At 67.0% G+C, this 18,415-nt stretch carries 16 protein-coding genes and 1 other annotated feature; of the genes, 11 read left to right on the top strand and 5 right to left on the bottom strand.

The window, feature by feature from the left end; genetic code table 11:
* Positions 1-260 precede the first annotated feature (260 nt).
* From OSH07_RS06410 to OSH07_RS06400, 3 genes are read left to right on the top strand one after another with little or no spacing between them, the layout of a single operon-like run.
* Positions 261-1,673: an NfeD family protein gene (locus tag OSH07_RS06410; protein ID WP_420909603.1), complete on the top strand. Its 1,413-nt coding sequence runs from the start codon at positions 261-263 to the stop codon at positions 1,671-1,673.
* Positions 1,670-2,431, top strand: coding sequence for a slipin family protein (locus OSH07_RS06405; protein WP_266337780.1), 762 nt, complete (start codon positions 1,670-1,672; stop codon positions 2,429-2,431). The genes OSH07_RS06410 and OSH07_RS06405 overlap by 4 nt, the downstream gene beginning before the upstream one ends.
* Positions 2,432-2,466: 35 nt before the next feature.
* A complete protein-coding gene (locus OSH07_RS06400; protein ID WP_266337779.1) occupies positions 2,467-2,871 on the top strand; it encodes a VOC family protein in 405 nt (134 codons plus the stop codon).
* 7 nt (positions 2,872-2,878) lie between these two features.
* On the opposite strand, the gene OSH07_RS06395 is transcribed toward OSH07_RS06400, so the two are convergent.
* Entirely contained in the window at positions 2,879-3,649 is a 771-nt protein-coding gene (locus OSH07_RS06395; RefSeq protein WP_266338186.1) for a VOC family protein, read from the bottom strand.
* A gap of 184 nt (positions 3,650-3,833) precedes the next feature.
* Positions 3,834-3,889, top strand: a sequence feature (sul1 is cis-regulatory element that is thought to sense ions involved in sulfur or methionine metabolism; They are found in Alphaproteobacteria).
* Positions 3,890-3,964: 75 nt separating this feature from the next.
* On the opposite strand from OSH07_RS06395, the gene OSH07_RS06390 reads away from it, so the two are divergent.
* A complete protein-coding gene (locus OSH07_RS06390) occupies positions 3,965-5,446 on the top strand; it encodes a SulP family inorganic anion transporter (RefSeq protein WP_266337778.1) in 1,482 nt (493 codons plus the stop codon).
* 134 nt (positions 5,447-5,580) lie between these two features.
* Positions 5,581-5,916 (top strand): hypothetical protein, encoded by a 336-nt coding sequence (locus OSH07_RS06385; protein WP_266337777.1) that lies wholly within the window; start codon positions 5,581-5,583, stop codon positions 5,914-5,916.
* A gap of 30 nt (positions 5,917-5,946) precedes the next feature.
* Here the strand turns inward: OSH07_RS06385 and OSH07_RS06380 are convergent, their stop codons facing one another.
* The 3 genes from OSH07_RS06380 to OSH07_RS06370 form a co-directional block, all read right to left on the bottom strand.
* A complete protein-coding gene (locus OSH07_RS06380) occupies positions 5,947-7,065 on the bottom strand; it encodes a winged helix DNA-binding domain-containing protein (protein ID WP_266337776.1) in 1,119 nt (372 codons plus the stop codon).
* A 43-nt stretch (positions 7,066-7,108) separates the two neighbouring features.
* Entirely contained in the window at positions 7,109-7,735 is a 627-nt protein-coding gene (locus OSH07_RS06375) for a LysE family translocator (RefSeq protein ID WP_266337775.1), read from the bottom strand.
* 101 nt (positions 7,736-7,836) lie between these two features.
* The gene (locus OSH07_RS06370) at positions 7,837-8,619 is read right to left on the bottom strand and encodes an LOG family protein (protein ID WP_266337774.1); all 783 of its coding nucleotides are present in this window, start codon (positions 8,617-8,619) and stop codon (positions 7,837-7,839) included.
* Positions 8,620-8,750: 131 nt separating this feature from the next.
* Between OSH07_RS06370 and OSH07_RS06365 the strand changes: the two genes are divergently transcribed.
* The 6 genes from OSH07_RS06365 to OSH07_RS06340 all read left to right on the top strand — a co-directional run bounded on the left by OSH07_RS06365 (position 8,751) and on the right by OSH07_RS06340 (position 15,109).
* Positions 8,751-9,584, top strand: coding sequence for an aminoglycoside phosphotransferase family protein (locus tag OSH07_RS06365; protein ID WP_266337773.1), 834 nt, complete (start codon positions 8,751-8,753; stop codon positions 9,582-9,584).
* A 225-nt stretch (positions 9,585-9,809) separates the two neighbouring features.
* Positions 9,810-10,769 carry a substrate-binding domain-containing protein gene (locus OSH07_RS06360; RefSeq protein WP_266337771.1) on the top strand — a complete coding sequence of 320 codons (960 nt, stop codon included), beginning with the start codon at positions 9,810-9,812 and terminating at the stop codon, positions 10,767-10,769.
* A 356-nt stretch (positions 10,770-11,125) separates the two neighbouring features.
* Positions 11,126-12,688: a sugar ABC transporter ATP-binding protein gene (locus OSH07_RS06355; RefSeq protein WP_266337770.1), complete on the top strand. Its 1,563-nt coding sequence runs from the start codon at positions 11,126-11,128 to the stop codon at positions 12,686-12,688.
* 19 nt (positions 12,689-12,707) lie between these two features.
* Complete coding sequence (locus OSH07_RS06350; RefSeq protein ID WP_266337769.1) at positions 12,708-13,727, top strand: ABC transporter permease; 1,020 nt, start codon at positions 12,708-12,710, stop codon at positions 13,725-13,727.
* Between the two features lie 171 nt (positions 13,728-13,898).
* Entirely contained in the window at positions 13,899-14,786 is an 888-nt protein-coding gene (locus tag OSH07_RS06345; protein ID WP_266337768.1) for a DUF2092 domain-containing protein, read from the top strand.
* Positions 14,783-15,109, top strand: a complete 327-nt coding sequence (locus tag OSH07_RS06340; protein ID WP_266337767.1) for a hypothetical protein — start codon at positions 14,783-14,785, stop codon at positions 15,107-15,109. The genes OSH07_RS06345 and OSH07_RS06340 overlap by 4 nt, the downstream gene beginning before the upstream one ends.
* A 257-nt stretch (positions 15,110-15,366) precedes the next feature.
* On the opposite strand, the gene uvrA is transcribed toward OSH07_RS06340, so the two are convergent.
* A complete protein-coding gene (gene uvrA, locus OSH07_RS06335) occupies positions 15,367-18,294 on the bottom strand; it encodes an excinuclease ABC subunit UvrA (protein WP_266337766.1) in 2,928 nt (975 codons plus the stop codon).
* Positions 18,295-18,415 lie beyond the last annotated feature (121 nt).

Below are 18,415 nucleotides of genomic sequence, written 5' to 3'. Positions count from 1 at the left end.
ACGTGCGCTCCCAGTCTGCCCCCGCAGAGCGTTCGTAAGGCCCGCCATGAATCGCAGTCGATCGCAGGCGCCAGCACCACGATACACCCCGCGTCAGAATAGCGCAGAAGCGGGCCAAGGGCGATCACGATTTCGGGTCCGGCGCCGTCGATCGCCTGTCGTTCCCAGAGGACGGCGGATGCGGTTCGCAGCCGTTTTCGCATTGATGCTGTGGAAGCGCGGCGCCGGGGCACCCATATGTTGTGGAAGGAGCTTTGGGCGTGAAACCTGCGCGCGTGGCCCTTCTCGCAGCCGTCTCGGCTGTGATCTTGACGTCGCTGGCGGCGGCCTCCTCTTCGCCGGCACCCTCGACGAGTGCGCCGTCTTCGCCTCTCGCCCTGATGGTTGGGATCGACGGCGCGATCGGCCCGGCGACCGAGCGGGCCGTGCAGGAAGGGCTGGCGGAGGCCGCGGCGCGACGGGCCGAAATCGTGATCCTGCGCCTGAACACGCCCGGCGGCCTCGCCTCCAGCATGCGCGCCATCAGCAGCGCCATCGTTGCCTCGCCCGTGCCGGTCGTCGGCTATGTCGCGCCTCCGGGCGCGCACGCGGCGAGCGCCGGCACCTATATCCTCTACGCCACCCACATCGCCGCCATGGCGCCCGGCACCAATCTTGGCGCCGCGACGCCGGTTGAACTCGGCGCGCCGATCCCCGGCCTGCCGGGCGGCGGCGAAGGCGGAGAGCCGTCGAAAGGTCCGGCGCCGAATGCGGGTGGCGACGCGATGACGGCGAAGGCGACCAACGACGCCGTCGCGCTCATTCGCAGCCTGGCCGAGCTGCGCGGCCGCAATGCCGACTGGGGAGAGAAGGCCGTGCGCGAGGCGGCCAGCCTCTCCGCCAATGCCGCGCTCGAGGCGAGGGTGATCGACCTGATCGCCCGGGACGTTCCGGACCTGACCGGCCGGATCGACGGCCGCAAGGTCGAGCTGGCCGATGGTTCGCAGCGGACGCTCGCCACGCGCGGCATCGCGGTCGCGACCTTCGATCCGGGCTGGCTGATCCGCCTGCTCTCTGTCATCACCGATCCGAACATCGCCGTCCTGCTGATGCTGGCCGGCGTCTACGGCCTGCTGTTCGAGTTCATGAGCCCGGGGCTGGTCGCCCCTGGCGTCGTCGGCACGATCTGCCTGCTGCTGGGCTTCTATGCGCTGAACCTGTTGCCGATCGACTATGCCGGGCTCGCGCTGATGCTGCTCGGTCTCACCTTCCTCGCCGTCGAGGCGTTCAATCCGACCGTGGTGCTCGGCCTAGGCGGGCTCGCCGCCTTCCTGCTCGGTTCCGCGATGCTTCTGCGCGCCGAGCAGCCCGGCTTCACCCTGTCGCGCCCGGTGATCGGCGGTGTCGCCATCCTCGTCTTCGGCCTCTCGCTGCTCACCGCCCGCGCGCTCTGGCGCATCCGCCGCCATCCGGCCCGGGTCGGCGGCGAGGCGATGCGGGGCGCCACGGCCGAGGTCATCGACTGGCGCGGCGACGAGGGGCACGTCTTCGCCCAGGGCGAGCGCTGGCAGGCGAGGGGCGCGGAAGGCTTCCTTCCCGGCGAGGCGGTCGAGGTGGCGGCGATCGACGGTCTCACCCTGACCGTGCGGCGCCCGCCCGAAAAGCGCGCCGAACCCGATGGAGAACGTCCATGATCCTTGTGCCCTATCTGGTTGTGCTGCTCATCCTGATCATCTGCCTGCTGGCGGCGATCCGGGTGCTGCGCGAATACGAGCGCGGCGTCGTCTTCACGCTCGGCCGCTTCACCGGCGTGAAGGGGCCGGGCCTGATCCTCCTGATCCCGTTCGCGCAACAGATGGTGCGGGTCGATCTCCGCGTCATCGTCCACAACGTGCCGCCGCAGGACGTGATTTCGCGCGACAACGTGCCGGTGAAGGTCAATGCGGTGCTGTATTTCCGGGTGATCGATCCCGAGCGCGCCATCATCCGAGTCGAGGATTTCATGGCCGCGACCAGCCAACTGGCGCAGACGACGCTGCGCTCGGTTCTCGGCAAGCACGAACTGGACGAGATGCTGGTCGAGCGCGACCGTCTCAATGCCGATATCCAGTCGATCCTCGACAAGCAGACTGATACCTGGGGCATCAAGGTCGCCAATGTCGAGATCAAGGATATCGACCTCAACGACAACATGGTGCGCGCCATCGCCAAGCAGGCCGAGGCGGAGCGGTTGCGCCGCGCCAAGGTGATCAATGCCGAGGGCGAGCATCAGGCGGCGGAGAAGCTGGTCGAGGCCGGCCGCATCCTGGCGCTGGAGCCGCAGGCGATGCAGCTTCGCTATTTCGCCGCGCTGCACGACGTCGCCAGCGAACGGACCTCGACCATCGTGTTTCCGCTGCCGACGGAACTCCTGGATCTGTTCAGGCGTCTTCCGCCCGTGCCCGGGGCGTGAGACGCTGCGGCGACGAGCGAACCGAGGGGACGGCCATGATCACGATCGATCGCCTGGATCATCTGGTGCTTACGGTGGCGGATATCGCCAGCACCTGTGCCTTCTACGAGAAGGCGCTCGGCATGACCGTCGAAACTTTCGATACCGGCCGGGTGGCGCTGCGCTTCGGTCGGCAGAAGATCAATCTGCATCTGGCCGGGCATGAGTTCGAGCCGAAGGCGCGGCTCGCGACGGCCGGATCCGCCGATCTCTGCTTCCTGACCAGCACGCCGCTGGAGGACGTCGAGGCGCATCTGGCGCGCGCGGGCGTCGCCGTCGAAGTCGGGCCGGTCTCGCGGACGGGCGCGATGGGTGCGATCCTTTCCGTCTATGTCCGCGATCCCGATGGCAACCTGATCGAGATCTCGAATGCCAGCCGCGCTTCCGGCGCGGCCGGCTGAGCGGGGATCAGGCGGCGCGCTTGCCCACGAGCGCGAACATGGCGCCCTGCGGATCCTTGCATTGCACGATCCAGTCGCCGCCGGGCACCTGCATCGGCCCGTTCAGCAGCTTGCCGCCGCCGCTTTCGACCCGCCCCAGCGCCGCGTCGATGTCGTCGACATTGAAATAGAACAGCCAGAACGGGGTCGGCATGGAACGCGGCTTGTTGAACATGCCGCCAATGGCGGGGCCGCCCGCCGTGAACAGCTGGTAGACGCCCATCTCGCCCATGTCGAAGGGATCGCCCTTCTGCCAGCCGAACATCGTCGAGTAGAAGTCGAACGCCTTCTGCCAGTCGACCGCATAGAGCTCGTGCCAGCCGATATGGCCGGCGGTTCCGGGGGCTGGATCGTCCGGCGCGGCTTGGCCGGGCAGGGGGCGGAACAGCACGAAGGCGGCCTGCTGCGGATCGGCGACGACCGCGAAGCGGCCGACTTCCGGAATGTCGGTCGGCGGCACGAACTCCTGGCCGCCGAGGCTCTTGACCTTCATTGCCGCCGCATCGACGTCCGCGACCGAGATGTAGCCGATCCAGCTCGATGGCGCGCCCATGCGGCGGGCCTGTTCCGGCAGATCCATCAAGCCGCCGACCGGCCGCTCGCCGATCGTGAAGAGCGTATAGGCCATCTGCGGCATCGAGGCGTCGCGCGTTCCCCAGCCCACGACCGAGCCATAGAAGAGCCGCGCGCTCGCCGTGTCGGTCGTCATCAGCTCGTACCAGACGAAGCGGCTTGCCAGATCGGTCATTCCAGACTCCTTCCGTTAGGGAATTTTCACCCTACACGAGATGTCGCCATGGCGGAATTTCACGACGACGTGTCCCGAATAGTGCTCTCGACGCAACAGCGTCGTGTCGGGACAATGTTTGAGCGCCGATGCTGTTGCATGGCGCGGATGACTGGGGGTAAGAGGGAAGTATTCGACTGGACCCGGTGAAAATCCGGGTGGCTCTTCCGGCCGCCGATCCGCCGGACAACGCAGATTGAAGCAACGGACGGTTCTCGCCGCGAAAGCGCTGCGTACCTCCGCATCTGCCGCGAAGCACCCCACATCATGATCAGCTTTTCCTCCATCCGTCGCGAATGGTTCTCCAACCTGCGCGGCGACATCCTTTCCGGCATGGTCGTCGCGCTCGCCCTGATCCCCGAGGCGATCGGCTTTTCGGTGATCGCCGGCGTCGATCCGAAGATCGGGCTCTATGCCTCCGTCGTGATTGCCTGCGTCATCGCCTTCACCGGCGGTCGGCCCGCCATGATTTCCGCCGCCACGGCGGCGACCGCCGTGCTGATGAGCGGGCTCGTCCGCGATCACGGCATCCAGTATCTCTTCGCCGCGACCATCCTTATGGGCGTGTTCCAGATTCTCGCTGCGCTGCTCCGGCTCGGCCGGCTGATGCGCTTCGTGTCGCAATCGGTGATGACCGGCTTCGTCAATGCGCTCGCGGTCCTGATCTTCATGGCGCAGCTGCCGGAACTCGTGAACGTGCCCAAGGCCACCTATGGGCTGATCGCGCTCGGCCTCGCCATCATCTACCTGCTGCCGCGCGTGACACGGGCCGTTCCGTCGCCGTTGGTGGCGATCGTCGTCGTCACCGCGGTCGCCGCCGTCTTCAAGATCGACGTGCGCACGGTCGCTCATCTCGGCGAACTGCCGACCGCGCTGCCGAGCTTCGGCATCCCGGACGTGCCGTTCACGCTGGAGACGTTGCGCATCCTGATGCCGGTGTCGCTGACGCTCGCCGCCGTCGGCCTGCTGGAATCGCTGCTGACGGCGCAGCTTCTCGACGACATGACCGACACGCGCAGCAACAAGAACCGCGAATGCGCCGGCCAGGGCCTCGCCAACATGGCGTCGGCGCTGTTCGGCGGCATGGGCGGCTGTGCCATGATCGGCCAGTCGGTGATCAATGTCTCCTCCGGCGCGCGCGGTCGCCTGTCGACGCTGGTCGCCGGCTCGTTCCTGCTGGTGCTGCTGGTCGCGCTGCAGGACCTGCTGGCCATCGTGCCGGTCGCGGCGCTCACCGCCGTCATGATCATGGTGTCGATCAACACCTTCAACTGGCGCTCGGTCGTCAAGCTCAGGAGCAATCCGTGGCAGTCCTCCGTCGTCATGCTGGCGACGGTCGCGACGGTGTTCGCGACCCACGACCTCGCCAAGGGCGTGCTGGTCGGCGTGCTGCTGTCCGGCGTCTTCTTCGCCGGCAAGGTGGCGCGCCTGAGCCGGGTCACGTCCAGTCTTTCCGAAGACGGGAAGACGCGGACCTATGTCGTCGAGGGCCAGGTGTTCTTCGCCTCCGCCGGCACCTTCGCCGACTCGATCGACCTGCAGGAAGAGGTCGAGCGCATCGTCTTCGACGTGCATGCCGCCCATTTCTGGGACATCTCGGCCGTGGCGGCGCTCGACAAGGTCGTGCTGAAGGCGCGGTCGCGCGGGCGTGTCGTCGAGGTGATCGGTCTCAACGAGGCCAGTTCCACCATGGTCGAGCGCTTCGGCAAGCACGACAAGGAGGGAACTGTGGCGGTTTCGGCTCATTGACCCGATGAACGCCGCCCTGCGCGGGGTTGATCGGTCGCATCTTCGTCACAATCCTGCTAAGCTTCGCCGTCCTTGCAACGTCGCGTCCGGCGTGGGCACCCGAACGAAACGCTTTGAACAGAGAACTCTCCCCCATGAATCATAGAATCCCCGCATTGGTCGCCGTGCTGGCTGCTGTCGCGCTGGCTGGCTGCGTGTCGCGGCCCGTTCAGGTTGCGCCGCCTCCGGGACTTTCGACGCCGTCTTCCGAGCCGCTGACCTGGGTGCGCAAGGACGGCCAGAGCGGCCGGGCCAATCCGGCGCTCGCCGACCAGTTCGCCGCCGACCGCGCCGATTGCGTCCGCGCTCCCGGCGACAACGCAGCGCTCCGCGAAGCCGAGGCCTGCATGGGCAATCGCGGCTACGCGCTGGTGCCGGCGTCGCAGGCAGCGGCCCGCGCCGCGCAGTATCGCCGCGCGGCCGGCTACTAAGCCTGTCCGGATCGCCTTCGCCGGCGGCGTTCAGGCTCCGTCGGCGAAGACAACTTCGCGCATCCTGGCGTTCGGTTCCTGGAATGCCAGCAAGGCTTCGGCTTCGCGCAACAGGGCCTGCCGGTCCCGGCTGTTGAGCCGGATCAGCGGCGTGATCGTGAGCGTCGCCCGGCCGCGCTCCCGGTCGATCCGCCAGCTTCCGCCAGCGAAGCCGTCGATCAGGAACGCCGGTATCATGCCGTTTTCCTTCTTGAAGTGATCGCGGTGGTCGTCATGGACGATCCGGCTGCGTTCGGCGTGGCCGAGCACGACATTGTCGTAGTCCGGCAGCAGCCGCGGCGGCGCGGGCGTGTCCTCCGGCGGTCGCGGCGCGTCGGGCAGGTCGAACAGAACCCTGCCGCCCTCGTCGCGAAACTCCAGCAGCTCTTGCCGCAGCCCCGCGACCGCGTCGCCGAGCCGGGTCAGGCCGGACCAGGCCTGCAGGTCCGCCACCGATGCCGGGCCGAAGGCGGCGAGGTAGCGGCGGATCATCGTATTCGGCGTCTCGTCCGCCGAGATCGTCCGGCCCGTCCAGCTGTCGAGCGTCGTCGACATCGCCAGGCCGCCCTGCTGCCAGAGGCCGCGCGGCGTCACCTGCACCAGCGGCAGCAGCGCCCGCACGGCATGGGAAAGCGCATGGCCATTCCTACCGGGAAATTGTGGTGCAAGTTCCGCCTCCAACTCTTTGTTGGTGAGGGGCTTTTCGCGAAGCAGCCTTTCGCCTGCCGCGATCAGCTCCGCCATATCGATCCCGGCCAGTGCGCGTCCGTAGGCGCTGCCCGGCGTCATCGTGTGCTCAAAGACCCTCTGCACGACGGGCCGGAGCGCCACCGCATCGGCGACGGTGACCAGATGCAGCGTGCCGCGCATCAGAGCGATCCGAACCAGTTTTCGAGATGCCGTCAGCTCCGAGACATCCTCGGGGCGGAAGCCCTCGAGCCGGGACCAGAGCGCGGTGTAGGAATTGGCGGGGACCTGCGATTGCAGCCCGACCAGATGCTCGATCGCGGTTTCGGCGGGCATCCCCACGCGCTTCAGCAACATCTGTCGTGCGAGCAGGGCGCGGTTCAGCGCCCTTGTCGAGAGGATCGGAGCGGCGTCGGCGGTCATTCTGTCTGGCCGGCCTCCCTGTTGGCCTCCCGCTTCCAGTTCGTCAGCCCGCCTCGAGGATCAGGCGGATGCCGAGCGCGCCGATGACGGCGCCGGCGAAGCGGTCGATCCAGCTTTTGGCGCCGAGATAGACGGCGCGGGGGCGGGCGGACGAGAAGGCGAAGGCGACCAACGCATACCAGGCCGTTTCCTGGATGAAGATCAGCACGGGCAAGGTCAGGTCGAGCCAGAGCGGCGGATCGGCCGGCAGCAGGGCGGCGAATACCGCGCCGAAGACGGCGACGATCTTCGGATTGCTCAATTGGGTGGCGAGTGCCAGGCCGAAGGAACGGCCGAGGCTGGTGCGGCCGCTGGCACCGTCGCGAGCGACTTCGACCGGTTCGCTGGCGCCGCGCCAGATTCGATAGGCGAGGTAGACCAGATAGAGGCCGCCGGCAATCTTCAGGATGAGATAGAGGCCGGCCGCCTCGTTCATCAGCGTCCGTAGCCCGAGCAGGGCGAGCGCGCCGAACAGGGCCGCGCCGACACCCATGCCGAGGGCGGCCGCGAGCCCATCGGCGCGCGATCGGGCGACGGCTGTGCGCACGACGAAGACGAAGCTCGGGCCGGGGCTGATGGCGCCGATGAGGAGGGCGCCGAGAATGGCGAAGAGCGCGGCAAGCGGCGTCATGATGGGTTCCGATTGCGAAAACGCGCGGATCCGGCCGCGCCTGGCGACACTAAGCCGGCAGCCGGCGGCCCGACAAGATACGTGCCGCCGGCCATGCCGTGCTAACGACCGGCGCCGCTCTGCTCGCCCTCGTGCAGACCGACGCCCGCCTTGGTCAGCTTCTGCCAGACTTCGTCGGCGCTCTCGGCGAATTCGAAGAGATCGAGATCCTTGCGGGCAATCATCCCTTCCTCGACCAGCGCATCGAAATTGATCACCCGCTTCCAGTAGGCGCTGTCGAACAGCACGATCGGGATCGCCGGCGACTTGCCGGTCTGGCGCAGCGTCAGCAGCTCGAACATCTCGTCGAAGGTGCCGAAGCCGCCGGGAAAGACGATGAGCGCGTTGGCGCGCATGGCGAGATGCATCTTGCGCATGGCGAAATAGTGGAAGCGGAAAGTCAGTTCCGGTGTCGAATAGGGGTTCGGCTCCTGCTCATGCGGGAGCGTGATGTTGAAGCCGATCGAGGGCGCGCCGACATCGGCGGCGCCGCGGTTGGCGGCCGCCATGATGCCGGGGCCGCCGCCGGTCGCGATGACATTGTCGCGGAAGGTGCCGTTCGAGACCAGCGCACCGCCGCGCTCGGAGACGATGCGGCCGACGGCCCGCGCCTCGTCATACCAATGCGCGTGATGGCCCCCGCCATTCTCGCCGATCCGGGCGCTGCCGAAGACGACGATGGTGGAACGGACGCCCCACTTGCGCAGCGCCATCTCGGCCTTGGCATATTCCAGCAGGAACCGCACGCCGCGCATCGAATCGCTGAGCAGGAAATCCTGGTCGAGCGCCGGCAGGCGATAGGATGGGGAGGCCATCTGCGGGGAATTGGGCTTGGTATCGGTCATGAACGCCATCGTTTTCTGAATCGAGGCCGGATTATGCAGCGCGACGATGGCATCGGGTAGCTTGCGGGGTGCGTAGGGTCGTCGCGGGCCTCGTCTCGTGGCAGAACCTGAGCAGCAGGAGGCAGGGCAGAATGGACCGGGTCGACGCCGAGGCGGGACGGCTGGACGATTTCGCGTCCTATCTGCGGCGCTGGTCACTCGTGGTGGACGGCGCGCCGATGACAACGCATACCAGCCGCCTGCTTCCGGTCCGGCGCGACGGGGCCCTGCTGATGCTGAAGCTCTCGCACGCGGCGGAGGAACGCTATGGCGGGCAGTTGATGCTGTGGTGGAACGGCGATGGCGCCGTGCGCGTGCTCGATCATGACGACGAAGCGATGCTGATGGAGCGCGCTGCGGGACCGCGTTCGCTCGCCGACATGGCGCGTTCCGGCGAGGACGACGCGGCGAGCGGGACACTCTGCGACGTCGCCGGGCGGCTGCATGCGCCGCGCGGCAGCCCCGAGCCGGAAGCGACACCGCTCGAACTCTGGTTCCGTGACCTCCCGCCGGCGGCGGCCCGGCATGGCGGCGTGCTGGTCGCCGCTACCGCGACAGCGCGAAATCTGCTCGACGATCCCCGCGACGTTCGCATCCTGCATGGCGACCTTCATCACGGCAATGTCCTCGACGGCGGGCCGCGTGGCTTCCTCGCCATCGATCCGAAGCGCCTGCGTGGCGAGCGGGCATTCGACTTCGCCAACATCTTCTGCAATCCGGACGCGGCGGTCGCGCTTGCGCCCGGGCGGCTCGCGCGTCAAGCTCATATGGTGGCGGAGGCGGCCGGTCTCGACCGTTCGCGGCTACTGCGATGGATCCTCGCCTATGCCGGGCTTTCCGCCGCCTGGCACCTCGCTGGCGACGGCGATCCGGCCCTGGCGCTCGCCGTCGCCGAGCTCGCGGCGGCCGAGATTCCGGTCGGATGACGCCGCCGCTCTGACGTAGCGTTCAACGAAATGGAACGGCCTTTGTCGAAGAAGGCGAGCCGGATGGACTGTCGGCCGGGGCGGGGTTGCCTGCCTTGACGCAGCTGACGTTGCACATTTTATGGACGACGCGTGCAAAGTTCATAATTCCGTTTGAATGACGGAGCGACCTGCGGCATGCTCCGCTCCAGCCCCATCTTAAAGAGGGCATGGGAGGGAACTGAAATGTCGAATATCGCAAGGTCTGTCCTTGCTGCCGGCGCGCTTGCGCTTGCGGCCATGTCCACGGCGCCCGCTCCGGCCGTCGCCGACGAAAAGATCGAGATCCTGACCTCGGTCCCGGGTCTGACTTTCCCGTTCTTCGTGCACATGATGAACGCCTTCAAGGCCGAGGCCGAGAAGCAGGGCGTCACCGCGATCGAGAGCGACGGCCAGGTTTCGTCGCCGAAGCAGACCGCTGACGTCGAAGCCGCCATCGCCCGCGGCGTGAAGGGCATCGTCATCAGCCCGAACGAAGTCGACGCCATGGCGCCGGCTCTGGCGCAGGCCGTCGAGGCCGGCATCCCGGTCGTCACGGTCGACCGTCGCGTCGCGCAGGTCGAGGGCATCCTCGCCCATATCGGCGCCGACAACGTCAAGGGCGGCGAGGCCCAGGCCGAGCTGATCCAGAAGCTCTATCCCGATGGCGCGACCATCGTGAACCTGCAGGGCCAGTCGGGCGCTTCGCCGGCGATCGACCGCAACAAGGGCCTGCACAACATCCTCGACAAGGCCGCCGACAAGTACAAGATCGTGTTCGAGCAGACCGCCGGCTTCGACCGCGCCAAGGGCCTTTCGGTGACGGAAGCCGCTCTCGCCGCTCTGCCGGAAGCTCCGAAGGTGATTGTCGCCGCGAACGACGACATGGCGCTCGGCGCGATGGAAGCGGTGAAGGCCCGCAATCTGTCGGGCATCGCCATCATCGGCTTCGACGCCCTGCCGGAAGCGCTTGGCCAGGTTCGTGACGGCGGCCTGACCGCCACGATCGAGCAGTTCCCGGGCAAGCAGAGCGCCATGGGCGTCGACACGCTGGTCGCCTTCATCAAGGACGGCAAGAAGCCGGCCGAGGCGGTCACCCTGCTGACTCCGGTGGCGATCACCAAGGACAACCTCAACATCGCCGAGCGTCTCGGCGAGCTGAAGTAGTCTGAAACTCCGGGCAAGGCGTTCCGTGCCATTGGCGCGGAACGCCTTCGCCGTCTCCGGCCTCTCTGGGATCCCGAAACGGGACGCACCCTTGCCGACGCGGCATCCCGGTCGATCGTCGCGGCCGGATGGCTGCCTCTGTCCAAGCAACTCGACGTAGCGAATTCTTGGATTTCGAGCCGGCAGGAAAGGCGTGCGCCCGCCGAGGGCTCCGGTCCCTGGTTCGACGCGCAGCCGATCCCGGTCTTGGGGCCGAGGATCCCGAATGGACGGGAAAGGTCCGGCCGCTGGCGCTCCTTTTCCCGCCGATCTATCCGTTTCGTCCTCACCCGTTATCGGCGAGGGCGGATGCTCCCGTGCTCCATCGCAAGCGAACACCGATGAACGATCCGCATCCCCTTCTGAAGATGACCGGCATCGCCAAGAGCTTTCCCGGCGTCAAGGCGCTCGACGGCGTCGATCTCGAGGTCGCACCGGCCGAGATCCATGCGCTGCTCGGCGAGAACGGGGCCGGCAAGTCGACCCTGCTGAAGATCCTGGCTGGCGCGCAGTCGCCCGACCGCGGCACCATCGCGATCGATGGCCGTGAAGTGACGCTCGCGACGCCGCAGGACGCGCAGAAGCTCGGCATCGTCACGATCTACCAGGAATTCACCCTCGCCCCCGACATGACGATCGCCGAGAACGTCTTCATCGGCCGCGAGCCGGGCCCGCGCTTCTTCGTCAACTGGGCGAAGATGGAGGCGGAGACGCTGAAGCTGATCCGTCGCATCGGCCTGGAGCGCAGCCCCATGACGCTGGTGCGCGATCTCTCGGTCGCCGAGCAGCAGATGGTCGAGATCGCCCGCGCGCTTTCCATGCAATCGCGCATCATCATCATGGACGAGCCGACCTCGGCACTCAGCCTCGCCGAGGTGGAAAAGCTGTTCCGCATCGTCCGCCAGCTCAAGGCGGAAGGCATTTCGATCATCTTCGTGACGCACCGTCTCGAGGAGGTCGTCGAGATCTGCGATCGGCTCACTGTGCTGCGCGACGGACGCAATGTCGGCGCCGGCAAGGTCAGCGAGACGACGATCGACGGCATCATCCGCCTTATGGTCGGCCGCGAGGTCAATGCGCTGTTCTCGCACCGCGAGGCGAGCGATGCTGGCGAGGTGGCGCTGGCGGTCGAGGGGCTGACGCGCCGCCGCTCGGCGCATGATCCTCACGCGACAGAATTGCAGGACGTCACCCTGAATGTGCGGCGTGGCGAGATCCTCGGCATCGCCGGTCTGGTCGGCGCCGGGCGGACCGAGACGGCGCGAGCGATCTTCGGAGCCGACCCGTTCGATTCCGGCCGCGTGCTGGTGGACGGCCAGCCCGTCGACATCCGTTCGCCGCGCGACGCCATCAAATACGGGATCGGGCTGGTGCCGGAGGATCGTAAGCAGCAGGCGCTGTTCCTGGCCCAGGCGATCCGCACCAATCTTTCGATCGCGGCGCTCGACCGAATCGACCGCCTTGGCCTGTTCGTCGACGAGCGCAAGGAGCGCGACCTCGTCGAGGAATATCGCAAGCTGCTCAATATCCGCATGGCGAGCCCGGACCAGGCCGTCGGCAACCTCTCCGGCGGCAACCAGCAGAAGGTCGTGCTGGCGCGCTGGCTGGCGTTGCGGCCCAAGGTGCTGATCGTCGACGAGCCGACCCGCGGCATCGACATCGGCGCCAAGGTCGAGGTCCACAATCTTCTGTTCGAGATGGCCCGGTCCGGGATCGCCGTGATCGCCATTTCCTCTGAGCTTCCCGAGGTTCTCGCGGTCGCCGACCGGATCGTCACGATGCGCGAAGGGCGCGTCACCGGCGAGACGATGCGCGCCGACGCGACCCAGGAAAAACTGATGACGATGATGACGCTCAGCGCCGCCGGCCGAGCTGCGTGACCAGACAAGGGATACGGTAATGACGGACGTGAGACGAGAAGCGGCGGAGGAGAAGGGGTTCGACCTGTTCGGCACCCTGGCCCGGTTTGCGCCGCTGATATTCCTGATCGCGCTGATGATCATATTCGCGGTGCTCGAGCCGCGCTTCATGTCGTCGATCAATCTGTTCAACGTGATGCGGCAGGTCTCGATCACCGGCCTGCTCGCCATCGGCATGACCTTCGTCATCCTGACGGCCGGCATTGACCTTTCGGTCGGCTCGCTGCTCGCCTTTGCCGGCCTCGTCGCCGCCGCTGTCGCCAAGGGCGGCATGCAGGACCGCTTCACGGTGGGCGAGGGGGCGATCGGCTATGGCTGGGAACTCGCGGCTCTGGCGGCGATCGCCGTCGGCGTCTGCGGCGGCCTGCTGCAGGGCCTCGCCATCACCCGCCTCAAGGTGCCGCCCTTCGTGGTGACGCTCGGCGGCATGTCGGTGTTCCGCGGCGCGGCGCTGCTGTTCGCAGCCGGCGGCCCGATCTCCGGCTTTCAGCCCGACTTCACCTGGTGGGGCCAGGGCAAGATTGGCCCGGTGCCGGTTCCGGTCATCATCTTCCTGGTCGCGGCGCTGCTGGCCCATATCGCGCTTCGCTATATGCGCTACGGAAGGCAGGTCTACGCGGTCGGCGGCAATCCGGAGGCGGCGCGACTATCCGGCCTGAACGTCAACTGGGTGATCTGCAGCGTCTATGTGATCATGGGCTTCTTCGCCGGCCTCGGCGCCTTCGTGCTGTCGGCGCGGCTGAACTCGGCCGAGGCCGTTGCGGGCACGGGCTATGAGCTCACCGTCATCGCCTCGGTCGTCATCGGCGGCACGTCGCTGTTCGGCGGCGTCGGCACGATCTTCGGTACGGTGATCGGCTCGTTCCTGATCGGCGTGCTCCTGAACGGCCTCGTGCTGATGAACGTGTCGTCCTACATCCAGCAGATCATCATCGGCGTGATCATCGTGCTGGCGGTGGCCTTCGACACCTTCGCCAAGTCGCGTCGCCGCAAGGCCTGATCGCCCTGGACCGAACCGGCAAGATGGCCGCGCCTCGCGCGGCCATTTTCATTTGGCCACCCGGGATCGGTGCTCGCCTCTCCGCATCACGGGATCGCGAACGGGACGCCCGCGGGGCCCGTGGTAGCATCCGCGCGCTTCAGGCACTTCATCGGTCGAGAGGAGGACGCGATGCGGATGCATGCATTGAGCCCGTTGGCGCGGGCGGGATGGCGTCGGGCGGGCGTCCTGGTGGTCGGCGTCGCGACGGCGCTGGCCTTCGGCGAGCCAGCCCGGGCGCAGGACGCCAGCGCGGCCGCCGAGCAGAACCGGCAGGACGCGATCGAGATCGTCAAGGGGATGGCGCGCTATGTCGGCGGCCAGACCGATATCACGCTCGCCTTCGACAGCGAGCTCGAAGTCGTCACGCCGCAGATGGAGAAGCTGCAGTTCAACAGCTCCGGCAAGGCGCAGATCCACCGGCCGGACGAGTTCCGCGTCAGCCGCACCGGCGGCTATGCCGATGTCGAACTGCTCTATGACGGCAAGAGCGTCACGGTTTACGACAAGAGCGCCAAGACCTATGCGAGCGAGCCGATGAGCGGCTCGATGGACAGCGTCGTCGACAAGCTGCGCGGCGACCTTATGCTCGACATGCCGGCCGCCGACCTGATGATCGCCGACTCGTTCAACGCGCTGATGGCCGATGTGGTCGAGGCCAAGCATATCGGCCGCGGCGTCATCAACGGCATCGCCTGCGAGCATGTCGCGTTTCGCAATCACGACACCGACTGGCAGCTCTGGGTCGAGGTCGGCGAGCAGCCGATCCCCTGCAAGATGGTGATCACCAGCAAGACCGTTGGTGGCGCGCCGCAATATACGATCCGCTTCACCGACTGGCACAGCGGCACGCAGTTCCCGGCCGGCACCTTCGCCTTCAAGCCGCCGGAGGGCGCCAGGAAGGTCGATTTCTCGCAACTGGCCGACATCGACGAGATTCCGGCGGCGGGCGCCATGCCCAATGACGTGAAATCCGCCAGCGGCGCCTCGACCACGCCCGCGTCAGGAGACAGCAAATGATCCCGATTCATTCGCATCCGCCGCGCCGCGCCGCCATCCGGCTCGCGGCCGTCATTCTGGGACTTGGCGCGCTCTCCCTTTCGGAGACGCCGGCGCCGCAGATGTCGGGCTTTGGCCTGTTCAGCCGCGCCGAGGCAATCATCGGCCGGCCGCTGACGCCGCTCAGCTATGCGGGCGTTGCGCGCCGGACCACGCGCCGCGCCGTCGTCGGCGGGGCCTATGTCGGTGGCGCCTATGTCGCCGCGCCCTATGCGGTGGCGCCCCGCGCCGGCTGCGTCCGCGTCGTCGATGCCTATGGCCGGGTCTACTGGCGCTGCGTGTAGGGGGCGATCCGGCTGGCGCGCTTGCATGCCGGACGTGGTGGTCCGAGAAAGACCCTCACCCCAACCCTCTCCCGCTCGCGGGAGAGGGGGAGCGCAGCGTCTGTCCCATGGAACTCGCCATCGATGCCGGCAAAGCACGGGGCTCCCGATCAATGCCGGCCGAAACCCTCGCCCGCCTGCGGCAGAGGGTAGGGTGAGGGCCTTGCTTCCCGGCATATCAGCCTGAAACAGCCCTCGCCGCGGAAGCAGGCAGTCTACTATTCGGCCGCGACGGCCTTGCGCTTGCGGCCGGTGGCACGGGCCTTCTCCAGCACGGGCTTCAGGAACTGGCCGGTATAGCTGCGCGGCTCCTTCGCGATCTGCTCCGGGGTGCCGACCGCGACGATCTCGCCGCCGCCATCGCCGCCTTCCGGGCCGATGTCGATGATCCAGTCGGCCGTCTTGATCACCTCGAGATTGTGCTCGATGACGACGACTGTGTTGCCCTGGTCGACCAGCGAGTGCAGCACTTCCATCAGCTTGGCGACGTCGTGGAAATGCAGGCCGGTCGTCGGTTCGTCGAGGATGTATAGCGTCTTGCCGGTGGCGCGGCGCGACAGTTCCTTGGCGAGCTTGACGCGCTGCGCCTCGCCGCCGGAGAGCGTCGTCGCCTGCTGGCCGACCTTGACGTAGCCGAGGCCGACTTCCTCCAGCGTCGCCATCTTGTCGCGAATGCCGGGCACGGCCTGGAAGAACTCCTTCGCCTCCTCGACGGTCATGTCGAGCACGTCGGCGATCGACTTGCCCTTGAACTTCACGTCCAGCGTCTCGCGGCTGTAGCGCTTGCCCTTGCAGACCTCGCAGGTCACGTAGACGTCGGGCAGGAAGTGCATCTCGATCTTGATGACGCCGTCGCCCTGGCAGGCCTCGCAGCGGCCGCCCTTGACGTTGAACGAGAAGCGGCCGGGACCGTAGCCGCGCACCTTCGCCTCCGGCAGGCCGGCGAACCATTCGCGGATCGGCGTGAATGCGCCGGTATAGGTGGCCGGGTTGGAACGCGGCGTGCGCCCGATCGGCGACTGGTCGATGTCGATGATCTTGTCGATCAGTTCCAGCCCCTCGATCCGGTCATGCGGGGCGGGATGGAGATGGGCGCCGTTCAGCCGCCGCGCCACGGCGGCATAGAGCGTGTCGATCAGGAAGGTCGACTTGCCGCCGCCGGAAACGCCGGTCACGCAGGTGAAGGTGCCGAGCGGGATGTCGGCCGAGACATTCTTCAGATTGTTGCCGCGCGCGCCGACCACGCTGATCTTTCGCGACTTGGAAATGGCGCGGCGGGTCTCCGGCATCTCGACCGAGAGTTCGCCGGTCAGATACTTGCCTGTCAGCGAGTTCGGATTGGCCATCACCTGGGCAGGTGTCCCCTTGGCGATGATCTGGCCGCCATGCAGGCCCGCTTCCGGCCCGACGTCGACGACATAGTCGGCGGTCATGATCGCGTCCTCGTCATGCTCGACGACGAGGACGGTGTTGCCGATGTCGCGCAAGTGGCGCAGCGTCTCCAGCAGCCGCTCATTGTCGCGCTGATGCAGGCCGATCGACGGCTCGTCCAGCACGTAGAGCACGCCGGTCAGGCCGGAGCCGATCTGCGAGGCGAGGCGGATGCGCTGGCTCTCGCCGCCCGAAAGCGTGCCGGAATTGCGTGACAGCATCAGGTAGTCGAGGCCGACATCGACCAGGAAGGAAAGCCGCTCGCGGATCTCCTTCAGGATGCGGACGGCGATTTCGTTCTGCTTCTCGTTCAACTGGGCCGGCAGGCCCTCGAACCACGTCGCCGCGTTGCGGATCGACATCTGCGAGACCTGGGCGATGTGGTTGCCGGCGATCTTGACCGCCAGCGCTTCCGGCTTCAGGCGTGCGCCGCCGCAGGCCTTGCACGGCGTCGAGGCCTGGTAGCGCTCGATTTCCTCGCGGGCCCAGTTCGATTCCGTCTCGCGCCAGCGCCGCTCCAGATTGGTGACGACGCCCTCGAAGCTCTTCTGCGTGCGATAGGAGCGGGTGCCGTCATTGTAGACGAACTCGATCTCGCCCTTGCCGGTGCCGAACAGGATGGCGTTCTGCGCCGCCTCCGGGATCTTGTCCCAGGGCTCGTTCATCGAGAAGTCGTAGTGGCGGGCGATCGCTTCCAGCGTCTGCGCGTAATAGGGCGAGGACGACTTGGCCCAGGGCGCCACCGCGCCCTGCTTGAGCGAGACGGAGCCGTCCGGCACGACCAGATCCGGGTCGATCTTCTTTTCCGAGCCGAGGCCGTCGCATTCCGGGCAGGCGCCGAACGGGTTGTTGAACGAGAACAGGCGCGGCTCGATCTCGGCGATGGTGAAGCCGGAGACGGGGCAGGCGAACTTCTCCGAGAACAGGATCCGCCGCTCGTTGCCCTTCTCGTCCTTTTCGTCGGCGAATTCGGCGACGGCGATGCCATCCGCGAGTTCGAGCGCTGTCTGGAAACTGTCGGCAAGACGCGAGGTGATGTCGCCGCGGACGACGATGCGATCGATCACCACGTCGATGTCGTGCTTCAGCTTCTTGTCGAGAACGGGGGCTTCCGAGATCTCGAAGAAGACGCCGTCGAGCTTGATGCGCTGGAAGCCCTTCTTCTGGAGCTCGGCCAGCTCCTTCTTGTACTCGCCCTTGCGGCCGCGGATCATCGGCGCCAGCAGATAGAGCCGGGTGCCCTCCGGCAGCGCCATGACGCGGTCGACCATCTGGCTCACCGTCTGGCTCTCGATCGGCAGGCCCGTCGCCGGCGAATAGGGGACACCGACGCGCGCGAACAGCAGGCGCATGTAGTCGTAGATCTCGGTGACGGTGCCGACCGTCGAGCGCGGGTTCTTCGAGGTCGTCTTCTGCTCGATCGAGATGGCGGGCGACAGGCCGTCGATCTGGTCGACGTCCGGCTTCTGCATCATCTCCAGGAACTGGCGCGCATAGGCGGACAGGCTCTCGACATAGCGGCGCTGTCCCTCGGCATAGATGGTGTCGAAGGCGAGCGACGACTTGCCCGAGCCGGACAGGCCGGTCAGCACCACGAGCTTGTCGCGCGGGATGTCGATATCGATATTCTTCAGATTATGCTCGCGCGCGCCCCGCACCGAAATGAACTTGCCGGCGGTCGCGCCGGAAAGCCGCGCGTCATCATGCTGAGCCATGTGTCGTCTGTCCAAATGGAAGGGGCTGGCGTCCGGAGACACCAAGGCCCAAATTTAGGCTATCGGCCTCTCCATACAAGGAGCAGGCTGGGATTGTCGCGGTCTTCGGCTGATTCACCTG

Origin of the sequence: Kaistia nematophila (assembly GCF_026343855.1) — a bacterium.
In the GTDB taxonomy this organism is placed as follows: domain Bacteria; phylum Pseudomonadota; class Alphaproteobacteria; order Rhizobiales; family Kaistiaceae; genus Kaistia; species Kaistia nematophila.
Note: the sequence above shows the minus strand (reverse complement) of the source record. Positions and strands in the feature narration are given on the sequence as shown.

What these genes read in the sequence shown, in the direction of transcription:
- OSH07_RS06365 (WP_266337773.1), top strand. Translation starts at nt 8,751, where the DNA reads ATGGACCGGGTCGACGCCGAGGCGGGACGGCTGGACGATTTCGCGTCC.
- OSH07_RS06405 (WP_266337780.1), top strand. Translation starts at nt 1,670, where the DNA reads ATGATCCTTGTGCCCTATCTGGTTGTGCTGCTCATCCTGATCATCTGC.
- OSH07_RS06390 (WP_266337778.1), top strand. Translation starts at nt 3,965, where the DNA reads ATGATCAGCTTTTCCTCCATCCGTCGCGAATGGTTCTCCAACCTGCGC.
- uvrA (WP_266337766.1), bottom strand. Translation starts at nt 18,294, where the DNA reads ATGGCTCAGCATGATGACGCGCGGCTTTCCGGCGCGACCGCCGGCAAG.
- OSH07_RS06340 (WP_266337767.1), top strand. Translation starts at nt 14,783, where the DNA reads ATGATCCCGATTCATTCGCATCCGCCGCGCCGCGCCGCCATCCGGCTC.
- OSH07_RS06375 (WP_266337775.1), bottom strand. Translation starts at nt 7,735, where the DNA reads ATGACGCCGCTTGCCGCGCTCTTCGCCATTCTCGGCGCCCTCCTCATC.
- OSH07_RS06360 (WP_266337771.1), top strand. Translation starts at nt 9,810, where the DNA reads ATGTCGAATATCGCAAGGTCTGTCCTTGCTGCCGGCGCGCTTGCGCTT.
- OSH07_RS06370 (WP_266337774.1), bottom strand. Translation starts at nt 8,619, where the DNA reads ATGACCGATACCAAGCCCAATTCCCCGCAGATGGCCTCCCCATCCTAT.
- OSH07_RS06385 (WP_266337777.1), top strand. Translation starts at nt 5,581, where the DNA reads ATGAATCATAGAATCCCCGCATTGGTCGCCGTGCTGGCTGCTGTCGCG.
- OSH07_RS06345 (WP_266337768.1), top strand. Translation starts at nt 13,899, where the DNA reads ATGCGGATGCATGCATTGAGCCCGTTGGCGCGGGCGGGATGGCGTCGG.
- OSH07_RS06380 (WP_266337776.1), bottom strand. Translation starts at nt 7,065, where the DNA reads ATGACCGCCGACGCCGCTCCGATCCTCTCGACAAGGGCGCTGAACCGC.
- OSH07_RS06400 (WP_266337779.1), top strand. Translation starts at nt 2,467, where the DNA reads ATGATCACGATCGATCGCCTGGATCATCTGGTGCTTACGGTGGCGGAT.
- OSH07_RS06350 (WP_266337769.1), top strand. Translation starts at nt 12,708, where the DNA reads ATGACGGACGTGAGACGAGAAGCGGCGGAGGAGAAGGGGTTCGACCTG.